The 10,699-nt window shown below is 71.7% G+C and carries 5 protein-coding genes; all 5 read right to left on the bottom strand.

Features of this window, described 5'->3' with window-relative positions:
- Nucleotides 1-32: 32 nt before the first annotated feature.
- Nucleotides 33-3,767: a LamG domain-containing protein gene (locus B0E54_RS02605; RefSeq protein WP_234581610.1), complete on the bottom strand. Its 3,735-nt coding sequence runs from the start codon at nucleotides 3,765-3,767 to the stop codon at nucleotides 33-35.
- 188 nt (nucleotides 3,768-3,955) lie between these two features.
- Nucleotides 3,956-4,966: a reductase gene (locus tag B0E54_RS02600; protein ID WP_234581609.1), complete on the bottom strand. Its 1,011-nt coding sequence runs from the start codon at nucleotides 4,964-4,966 to the stop codon at nucleotides 3,956-3,958.
- Between the two features lie 203 nt (nucleotides 4,967-5,169).
- The gene (locus B0E54_RS02595; RefSeq protein ID WP_234581608.1) at nucleotides 5,170-5,820 is read right to left on the bottom strand and encodes a TOPRIM nucleotidyl transferase/hydrolase domain-containing protein; all 651 of its coding nucleotides are present in this window, start codon (nucleotides 5,818-5,820) and stop codon (nucleotides 5,170-5,172) included.
- Between the two features lie 71 nt (nucleotides 5,821-5,891).
- Complete coding sequence (locus tag B0E54_RS02590; RefSeq protein WP_234581607.1) at nucleotides 5,892-10,235, bottom strand: WD40 repeat domain-containing protein; 4,344 nt, start codon at nucleotides 10,233-10,235, stop codon at nucleotides 5,892-5,894.
- On the bottom strand, nucleotides 10,222-10,599 hold the full coding sequence (locus B0E54_RS02585; RefSeq protein ID WP_234581606.1) for a hypothetical protein: 378 nt from the start codon (nucleotides 10,597-10,599) through the stop codon (nucleotides 10,222-10,224). The genes B0E54_RS02590 and B0E54_RS02585 overlap by 14 nt, the downstream gene beginning before the upstream one ends.
- Nucleotides 10,600-10,699 lie beyond the last annotated feature (100 nt).

Below are 10,699 nucleotides of genomic sequence, written 5' to 3'. Positions count from 1 at the left end.
CGTGCGGGGTTTGGTCAGGGGCCGGAGTGCGGTCAGTCCTCGGGTGCTTCCACCGACGCCGGCGACTCCGCGTCGAAGAGCGTCTTGACCGCCACGTCGGTAAGCGCGCCCTGGTAGAGGCCGAGCTTGTCGATGTCGCCCCGCCAGAGGTCGGACCACCGCGGCGTACTTCCCGACGGAGTGAAACGGGCGGCACCGACAACGAGCGGACCGGTCGCGTCGAAAGCACCGGTGAAGGTGCCGGTGCTGAAACTCTTGATGCCCTCCTGCTTCCCGTTGACATACAGCCGGATCTCGCGTCGGGACGCGTCATAGACGGCGACCAGATGTGTCCACCGAGCCCAGTCGTCCTCCGTCAGGGCCCTCGACGCCATCGGAACCGCCACGGTCTGACCCGTGGTGACATCGGAGTCGACGCCGAAGACGCTGACACACCACCGGTACTCGGTGGTGGTGCCGACCGCGATGGCGCGCTGGCCGAGGTAGAACGCCGACTGCTTGGTGCCGGCCTGACTGACGGCGGTCATGGTGCCCAGCGCCTGCGCGTCGGGTCGCACCCAGACGGACACCGAGAAGGACTGGTCCGTCCGCAGCACCCGGCCGTCCTGCCAGATTGGGTTCTGCGGCTCGGCGAGATTGTCCTGGGAGCGCCCGTACTCCACGGTCTCCTGGGCTGGGTCGTCGATGCCCTGCCGGTCCAGCGAGAGGAACTTGTCATCGGAGAGGGAGCCGAAGTCGGCACCGGCAGTCAGGGCCAGCCTGCGGCCGAACTGGCCGTCCTCCGGCGCGCTGCACAGGGTGGGGTCCGTCGACTCCACGTAACACGCCATGCCGTTGCCGAAGCCCCAGTCACCCACCTTGATCGCCGACAGCATTCCCGGCTCGTCGAAGCCCCCGGAATCCGGATCTTCGGCGAGCTGACCGGTGAAGTCGTGGTCGACCAGGACACGGTCGTACACCTGCACGTCGGCCAGGTTGCCCTTCAGCCAGTTCACCGGGGCACCCGAGGCCCAGCCCCGCCCGAGGCTGAACGGGCCGCCGGCGCTCCACGCGGTCGCGGTCCGATCCGTCTCGGCGGTGAGTGTGCCGTTGACGTAGAGCCGGATCTTCCCGGCGGTCTTGTCGTAGACACCGGCGAGGTGCGTCCACCGTCCGACGTCAGCAGTTGTCAGGGCGGAGCTGACCGCTGCGCGGGTGGAACTGGTCTGCAGGTCGCTGTCCTTCATCATGAACGACCAGCGCGGCGTCGCCGGGGAACCCTCCAGCCGGGTGCCCAGCTGGAGCCCGACCGTGCTGGTGCCGGCCTGGGCGGCGACCGCCATGTCCGCCGTGGTGGGTAGCGCCCCGAGGCGCACCCAACCCGCGACGCTGAACGAATTCGTGGTGTCCACCACCGGTCCGGAGGTGGCCAGGTTGGACGAGGTGCCGTTGAAGGAGGCGGTCTCGCCACGGATCAGCCGCAGGTCACCGGTCCAGGAGACGCTGCCCGAGGACAGCGGGGTCCTGCCGGAGGGCGGCGACTGCTGCCGGTCATCGAGCGCCTCCGACGCCGTGACACCGGGGTAGGTCTCCAGACCCCAGCGGGCCGCCGCGGGCGCCGGCCGAAGCGCGGTGAACTCCCGCGAACCGTGGCCGACATTGCCGGCGCCGTCGGTCGCCGACACGAAGAGAGTGTTCAATCCGTACTTGGGCACCACGAGCGACACCGTCGCCTGCTTCACGTTGACAGTGGGGTTCGGCGGATCCGTCCACGTGCCGCTGCTCGCCGCGATCTCGGTGACGGGCGGGTCGACCCAGCCGTACCGGAATTTCGTCACAGTGGTGTCGGTGGACCTGATCACGAAGGTCGCCGTGCTGCCCGGCATCGCTGTCCCGGAGGTCAGCGTCGCGGTCACCGGCGGGACCTTGGTGTCCGCCATGAACTTGCACCAGTCCGACCAGACGCTGGTCCGGCTGTACGGGGCAGGGTCGGTGGCCTTGGCGCGGAACGCGTACGTCACACCTTCGCTGGCGGTCACGGCAGCAGTCGTCGATCGGCCTCCGGCGGGGACGGATGCCCCGGCGGGAGCCGACCGGCGCGGGGTCGACGCATCGATCACGCCGTTGCTGGGCACCTGGACCCACTCGTACCCGGTCGACAGCGCCTGGGTGCTGTCGGCGTCCGGGAAGATCGCGGAGAACGTCGGCTTCAGGGTGCCGATGACGAGCGTCGTGTTGACCGGGCAGGCGACACCGGCGGCCTGCAAATTGGTCGGCTTGCCCGGGATGGCGTCGAAGTCGACCACCAGCTTGGCGTTGCCGGGGAAGAACTTCTTCCACCGGTCGGTGGTGGACTCGCCCGACCCGTCAGTGGCGCTGCACGCGCAGAAGCCGAAGGTGATGTTGGTGGCGTTGCTCGTCGCGGAGGACTGGATCACGCTGGTCACCGCGGACCCCTGGAAGTTGACGGTCATGTCCGGCTGCGGCGAGTCGGAGCATCCCGAGCCCTCGTTGGCGTGTGAGCTGACCGAGGACTTCAGGCCGATCAGCTTCGGCGCCCAGTTGGTACGCGGGGTCGAGGCGATGCCGCCCGAGTGGTACATGTAGGTCGGCGTGTTGCCGCACGACCAGGAGTGGTCCAGCTTCATCTGCACGTACGCGGACTCGATGTGCTTGCCCCGCACGCTGGTCAACGGGAAGTCGAAGTAGGACCGGTACAGCTTGCCGGAGTCCGGGTCACGGCCCACCCGGGCCACCGAGGTGTCCGTGTTGTTGCTGTTGTTGTTCGTCGAGTACGCCCACCGCGACTTGCCGGTGGACCAGGCCGGGTCGATGTAGACCGGGAAGGTGGCGCCGGTCGGCGCCAGCAGCGCGGCGTCCGGGCGCAGGACCAGGTCACCGCCGGCGACGTCGACGTCGACGGCCGCGACGCGCGCTCCGTCACCCGGCGCCGCCGACGACGAGAGGTCGGACGACGACCCACCCGCGGACGTGGCGTCCCCGGCCGAGGCCGTCGCCGATCGCTGGCCCGACGGCGCGACACCGGCGCGGGAGTCCCACATGACGGCGCTGTCGGCGGCGGCGAGAACCTCGTCGCCGGCGAGCGCCGACAGACGACCGTCCCGACCCCGCACCACACGGGCGTCGCCGCCCAGGTCGAAGCGGAGTTCCCGCAGACGCGGGTTCGCCGCCGCCTCCGGAGTCTTGACCACGAGGACGTGGGTGAACCCGGTCCGGGTGGCCCGCAGCACCAGGTCCGTGCCGGGCAGCACGTCCGCGTAGGTGGCCGAGTCACCGGACACCGAGGGACGGGGTAGACCACCCGGCCAGGACAGGGAGAACGACCGGCCCTTGCGGGACAGGACCACCGCGGCGGCATCGCCACCGTCGGAGAACCGCACGTCCGCTACCGACGCCGTCGGCCGCCAGCCGTCCGCACCCCGACGGAGCGCGAGGTCGACGACCGCCCACGAGCCGTCGGGGCGCTTGACCTGCTGCGGCACGACCGCCAGTTCTGCCGTGAAGCCCCCGGACGGGTTGGCGAACACCTGCGTCAGTTCGGTGCGTGCCGACGCGACCTCCACCCGCTCACCGGAGCGGCGGGCGGCGGCGGAGGCCGAGGCGGAGTCGGCCGCCTCGGAAATGCCTGTCGACGGCTTCGGCGCCGCGGCCGGTGCGGCCTGCGCGGGCACCGCGACGGATGTGCCGACAAGCGCGACCGCGCTTGCGACGACGAGTAGAGAGCGTTTCTTGAGGTGGGCAGGCAGCAGCCAGCGGCCAGTGGTCATCACGTTTCCCCCGTGCTGATGAGAACTAGTCGGCCGAACTGTAGGACTGGCTAACAGGTTTGTCTATGTCCGCTACCGCCCGTGATAACAAATGGGGTACTAGCCCGCAATGATCACTGCGGCCGCACCCGCCGTCACCGGCGAAGGGCCGTCGACCGCCTCCACCTGGACGATCCGGCGACCGCCGGTCAGCTCGCCGCCGGCTCGGTGGCGGCGAGCAGCGCGGCCTCCCGGGCCGGGTCCAGGCCGACCGAACCGCGGCCGGGCCTGCCGGCGCGCGGAGGGACCGTGCCCACCTCCCGCAGCCACCGCCACGTGTCCGCCACCGTCTCGGCCACCGGCCGGCAGGTCAACCCCGCCGCGTGGGCCCGGCTGGTGTCCCGCTCCAGCAGCCAGCGGTACGGATGCCCGAGCGGCAACCAGATCGGCAGCTCGTTCCACGGCTCCACCCCGGCGGCGAGGATCGACTCGGGGTCGGTCCAGCGCAGCCGGGCGTCCGAACCGGTGACAGCGACGCACTCGTCGAGCAGCTCACCCATTGTGGAGTGCCCAGGAAGGCTGACCGCGTTGAACGTCCCGCCCCGCCGTCGGGCGCCCTGGTCCAGCATCCAGCCGGCCAGGTCCCGTACGTCGATGCACTGGATCGGCAGCTCGGCCGGGCCGGGGGCGAGCACGTCGCCGCCCCGCGCCATGCGGCTCAGCCACCAGGGCAGCCGGCCGATGTCCTCCCCCGGCCCGAGGATCAACCCGGCCCGGGCGATCAGCGCGCGGTCACCGAAGACCTCCCGCACCGCGCGCTCCGCCCCCGCCTTGAGGTGCTGGTAGTCGCCGTCGACAGCGTCCGGGTCGGCGTCGGCCACCGGCGCGGTCTCGTCCGAGCCGGGCACCACCGGGTCCGCGTACACCGAGCCGCTGGACACGTAGGTGTAATGCCCGACGGAGTCGACCAGGGCACGGGCAGCGTCGCGCGCGGCGCGCGGAGCGCCGTCCCAGGTGTCGACCACCAGATCCCACTCGCCGTCCGCGAGCGCCGCCAGGCCGTCCGGCGCGCTCCGGTCACCCCGCAACCGGTGTACGCCCGGCGGGACCGCCCCGTGCAGCCCCCGGTTGAACACCGTCACCGACCAGCCCCGGCGAACCGCCTCGGCGACAGTCGCGCCGCCCACGAAACCCGTACCGCCCAACACCAGCAATCTCATGTGCTCCACCCTGCCGGGTGGCTGCGGCGCTTGGCGTTCCTGTTCACCGCGAGCGGATCTGCCCTCGGCAGAACCCCGCCCCGACGTCCAGGCGCGGCCGGATCGGGGCCGGCTACCGAGGTCGGGCCGGTCAACCGCGCTCGGGCCGGCTACCGGGCTCGGGCCGGCTACCGGGCTCGGGCCGGCTACCGGGCTCGGGCCGGTCAATTGGCGAGCAGCAGGTCCAGCGGGCGGGGCACGGCGCCCGGGTCGAGAGCGCGCACGAGCGCCCCCGCGTAGCGGGCCTTGCGGCCACTCATCGTCCCGAGGAAGCGCCTCAGTTGCCGCTCGACCGAGCGGTCGCGCTGGGCGGGCTGGTTCTGGAACACGCGCAAGCGGGCCAGGTCGCCCTGCTCGGCGATGACCCGCTCGACGCCGTCGCTGCCGAGCGCGCGGATCAGCTCGTCCTCCAGGTCGGTCACGCACACACCGAAGCCGAGCGCCTCCATCGCCGACCGGCTCAGGCCGGCACCGAAACCCGCCTGCTCCAGGCCCCGGCGGAAGAAGCCCTCCTCGGCCTCGTCACACAGCCCCCGCACGGTCACGGCGAGGCCCTGCACGCCGAAGAGCCGCAGGTACCGACCGACGCTCATCGCGCCTCCGAGCGGCACCACGCACATCCCCTCGGCGGCCAGATCGCGGTGCCGTCGTTCGGCCAGCGCCTCCACGGCGCGTTGGTCGCTGACCCCCTCGACGAGCACGACGGTACGCAGGCCGGCCGCCGACTCCCGGGCCGTGTCGGCTGCCGTCGCGGCGTCCGGGCCGCCGGCCGCCCAGACGCGTACGGCGGCGCGGAAACGGTCCGGGTCAGGCACGGGACCGAGTCTCGCAACGACCGGCCCGCGTCACAACCGGATTGTCCGCGGTCACGCATGATCGAGTGGATCTAGTCGCAGAGGCGGGGCTTGCCGCTGCCGGGTTCGATCTGTTGCCACTCGGTGTCATCCATCGGCATGCCGACGCCGCGGCAGATGGTGTCGCGCACCCTGCCGGGGTCGGTGTCCAGGACCTGGAGGCGGCCATCCGCGCCCGCCGTGATCACAGTCCGGCCGGCTCGGTCGGCGCCTACCGAGAAGACGGGTCCGTCGTGGGTCGCCAGGCGGGCCCACGGTGTCGTTTCGCCGGTCTTCCAGATCCAGGTCATGTTGTTGTTGTCCGCGGCGGCCACCCGATCGTCGCCGACCCAGGCCACGTCGAGCACCACGGAGTTGCCGACCGCGAAGAGCTCCGGTGCCTGGTCCGGGTGGTCGGTGTCCACGATGCGTACGCGCCCTCGCTCGTCGCCGACGGCCAGCCGGTGCGCCTCCGGCGCGAAGCGCACCGCGTGGACGAACGACCTGTTCCCCGACACGGTTCCTGCTCGCGGCATCTGGGGGGTGTCGGCGCGGTAGAGATTGACTTCTCCGTCACCTCCGCCAGCGGCGAGCAGCCGACCGTCGGCGCTGAAGCTCAGGGCCGCGACGCCGCCCCGGCGGTCGCGGTGGTTGCCCACGAGCAGCGGCTTGCCGGGCTGCACGATGTTCCAGACGCGCAGGGTGCCGTTCATCCCGTCCTCCGGGGGCGGCTCAGCCTGACCGCCGACCGCGAGCAGCTTTCCGTCCGGGCTGAAGGCGACCGCGTAGCTCACCGATGTCTGCGCCGTGCCGGGCACTGTCGTCACGAACACCGGGTTCGCTGGCCGTGTCACGTCCCAGAGGTCCACCTCACCGCTCTCGACCGGTACCGCGAGCAGCGTGCCGCTCGGCGAGAACGCCATTCGCTGTACCGGCGCCTGGTATGCCTTCGGCAGATCAGCCGTCAGTGCTGGCGAGCCGTCGCCGCCGATGCTCCAGAGCCGCACGGTGCCGCTCATGCCGCCGGTCGCGGCGACCCGGCCGTCGGCGGTGAACGCCGCCAGGATCGGGCCGGCCTGGCCGGTGGCGATGTCCCGACCCGGGCGGTTCCAGACCCGCAGGATGCCGTCCTGTCCGCTCGTGACGAGTGAGCGTCCATCCGCCGCGAACCGCACCCCGTGGACCGACGCGGAGTGGGGCAGCGACTCCGACGCCTCGTCGCCGACGGTCGGCTGCCACACCAGGGCGCGGCCGTTGTTGGTGGCACCGGCCAGCATCGTCGAGTCGGGACTGAACGCGAGGGCGTACACCGGGTCCTGGGCGCCGGTCAGCCGCTGAGGCGCCGCGAGACGATCCGTCGATGTGACAGACCACAGCCGTACGTCGCCGGCGGCGCTTGCCACGGCCAGTTGCCCGCCGTCGGGGCTGAAGGTCACGGCCTTCGCGGAGAGACCGAATCGCTGCGGCACGTTCGTCGCCGCGTCATGGATCCTGCTGTTGTCGAGTCTCCAGATCCCGATGTCGCCACTGTCCAGTGCCCCGGCCACGAGGTCGCCACCGGGGCGGAACGCGAGCGCGTTGATGCCGGTCTTCAGCTCCCGCGGCCTGGGTGGGGGTGCGACCTCGTCACCGACCGGCACGATCAGCAGCCGCCCCCGCGAGCTTCCGGTGGCCAGCCGCCGTCCGTCGTCGTCGAAGGCCACGGCCATGATCCGTCCGCTCGGGTCGAGCGGCGGCAGGTGGACGGGCGCGGCGGTCCGCGGGCCGGTCAGCCGCCAGACGTGGACGAGCCCGTCCTCGTCGCCGGCCGCGACCTGGGCGCCGTCCCGGCTCACCGCGACGCTCAGCACCGCGCGGCCGGCGTTCTGAAGTCCGATTCGGAACACCGGCTGTCGGGGGCTGGTCATGTCCCAGACGTTCACCACGCCCTCGGCCCCGGCCGTCGCCAGCACCCGGCCATCCGGTGAGCTCGCCGACGAGAACGACTGCTGCGGGTGGTCACGCACCCGGGTCACGTCCGGCGCGACCTGCGCCGCCAGCAGGCTCGTGCGGGCGTCGGCGTTCGGCGCGACCGCGTATCCCGCGACCGCCAGCTGCCGCCCGAGCGCCGGATCGTCGGGCATCAACTGCTCGGCCCGGGCGGCGAGGGCCTTCGCCGTGGCGTCGTCACGTTGGCGGCCGTTGATGACGCCCAGCGCGGTCGAGGCTCCGGTCAGGGCGAGCAGCACCACGGCGACGAAGGCAACCATCGAGCGCAGAAGGCGACGGTGCCGCCGTGAGGCCGACAGGAAGCGGCGCGTTCGCTCACCGACGTCGGCAGGCGTGTGGCCGGTGCCGGCCATCGCGTCCTCCACCGCGGCCAGCCGCCGGCCGCGATAGAGGCGGTCGCGGCTCGGATGCCGGGCGTACTCGTCGGCGTCGGCATCCATGCGCGACCGCAGGCGGAACCACTCACGGTCCCGGTCGATCAGTGTGCGCAGACGTGGCCACGCGCCGATCAGAGCCTCGTGGGCGAGCTCGACGGTCTCGGTTTCGGCGCTGCCGTCGAGGGCGAGTAACCGCTGGGCCGCGAACGCGTCGATGACCTCGTCAAGCTCGCCGGGCGGGTCGTCGGGCCGGTCGAGGTCGGCGCGCAGCACCCGCCGCCGGGTCTCGGCCAGGGTGCCGGCCGTCTCGTACTCGCCCACCAGGTCGAGCAGGAGCCGCTCGGCGAGGAGCTTCTGCACCGGAGTCAGGCTCTCGTAGGTCTCCTCGGCCGTCCGTCCCAGCGCGTCGCGGATGCCGCCGCCGGTGCGGTAGGCGGCAGTCGTCAGGACGTAACCGCCCTCGACAGCCTCACGGTTCTGCCAGGTGCGGTGGATCGCACCGGCGATGTGCGGCAGAGCACCGGCGGCTATCGTGCCGTCGCGGCCCAGCGGGACGCCCGCGTCGGCGTCTGCAGTGATCGCGGCGATCAGTCCCTCCTCGACACCGAGCCCGGCGATGCGGGCGGGCTCGGCGACGATGTCGTGCAGTGCGGAGAGCGGCAGCGGGTCGACGACGAGCATGCGACCCAACGCGGCACGCAGGGTGGGGTGCCGCAGGCAGCGTCCGATGTGGTCGGCCGAAACGACAAGCAGGACAAGCACGTCCGGCAGGTCCGCGACAGTGGTGACCGCGTCGAGGAAGGCGTTTCGCTCGTCCGGGTCCACGTCCTGCGCGAAGATCTGCTCCAGCTGGTCGACGACGAGGACCAGGGGGCCGGTGACGACCGAGGCGGCATCGGCGTCGCCTGTCTCGGCACGTCCGGAGCGGGCCAGCATCCTCCACGCGGTCATGGGCGTCCGTCCGGGTGTCATTGTCCATTGCGGCCACCCGGCGACGCCCGGCGCAGCGAGTAGGCCATCCTTGATCGACGGAAGGAGCCCGGCCTGCACCAGCGACGACTTGCCGACGCCGCTCGGGCCGGTGATCACGCGTGGGCCGGGTTGCTCCCACTGCTCGTTCAGGGCGTTGACCAGCTTCTCGATATCCGCGTTGCGCCCGAAGAGCAGCCTGCGGTCGCGCGGCTCGATTGGTCGGGGGCCGGGGAAGGGGCAGGCCTGAGAGTCCCAGCCCGGCTCCGGTTCGCCGGGCGTGGGCAGCGGCGGCTGGGGATGCCGGTACCGCGGGTTGGAGGCGAGGACCAGGCTGCCGACGCCATCGTGGCTGTGCTGCCGAGGTGGCGGCGCGTTGCGGCTGTCGAGCCGCCTGCACAGAGTCTCGAACAGGCCGTTGACGGTGAACGAGGGCGGCCCGTCGGTGTCGCCGTCGCGGAGGATCTCGACGATCGTCGTGGTGAGAACCGGACCGGTTCGGCCCACCAGAGCCTGGACGTCGTCGTCTGCGGCGGTGATCACGTGCGTGCCCTGGACGGAGCTGAGGTTGAACCCGGCATCGGCGACGCGGGCCGAAAGCGCTGTCGCACGGCCGCTGTAGCACGAGTCGAGAATGATCAGCGTGGGGCGGTTCCGGCTGAGCCGACGGCGGGTCGTCGCTGCCCGGATCTCGGCGTACGGGAGTGCCGTTCGCGGCAGCTCTCGCGGCTCCGCAGTGGTGTCCGCGGTCGCGAGGAAGAGCTGAGGGGCCGCCTCGTCGGTCACGGCACCCACCACGCCGTGACCGACGTACCAGATGATCAGCGGGCCGTCGCTCATCGCGGCCCGGTCCAGGCGGCGGCTCACCTCGCGCACGCCCTCGTCGATCACGATGTCGATCTGGTCGGTGGACAGGCCGCATCGCTTGACGAGGCAGTCGGCGGCCGCCCGCACCGCCGCCTCCACCGTCTCCAGATCGCTCAGGCCGCTCCCGGGCAGGTGGCGGCTGGTGGCGATCAGCACGGCTCGCGCGTTGGGGGTGCCGAAGTCAGTCGTCGTCATCGCCCGCCGTCCCCTTCTCGATCGCACGGGCAATGGCAGCGACCAGCTCGGCGAGCGCCTTGGCGTCCATCTGCCGAATGTCGACGCCCCTGAGCGTGAACGTCTTCTCTCCAATCGAGAGGGTCAGGGTCACTGTCGAGGTGGTGCGTAGCCAGCCGAGCACCTGGGCGGCGACGACCGTGCCGGCCCCGCCCGCGCCGAGCACCACGGACAGGAATTCCAGGAGGCCAGCTCCCAGGTGCTCCGGATCGCTGGGACGATGCACCAGCTCGACGCGATCCGCGCCTGCGTTGGCGTCAAGCTGGGCGGCCAGCTGGCGCAACGCGTCGGAGTGGCCCTCCACCAGTCCAATTCGGATTTCCACAACAGACCTCCTCACCTCTTACGCCAGCTTGCGGCTGTCCGGCGCCTGCCGGACGACCTCCGGACAGCGGGCCTTTGAGCAGGTGAATGTCGGGTGGAGG

This window comes from Micromonospora sp. MH99 (genome assembly GCF_021442385.1).
Taxonomy (GTDB): Bacteria; Actinomycetota; Actinomycetes; order Mycobacteriales; family Micromonosporaceae; genus Micromonospora.
This window is presented reverse-complemented; position numbering and strand designations above follow the sequence as displayed.

Bases quoted from the DNA above. Each gene is read 5' to 3' on its own strand.
- B0E54_RS02605 (WP_234581610.1), bottom strand. From the start codon at position 3,767: ATGACCACTGGCCGCTGGCTGCTGCCTGCCCACCTCAAGAAACGCTCT.
- B0E54_RS02600 (WP_234581609.1), bottom strand. From the start codon at position 4,966: ATGAGATTGCTGGTGTTGGGCGGTACGGGTTTCGTGGGCGGCGCGACT.
- B0E54_RS02590 (WP_234581607.1), bottom strand. From the start codon at position 10,235: ATGACGACGACTGACTTCGGCACCCCCAACGCGCGAGCCGTGCTGATC.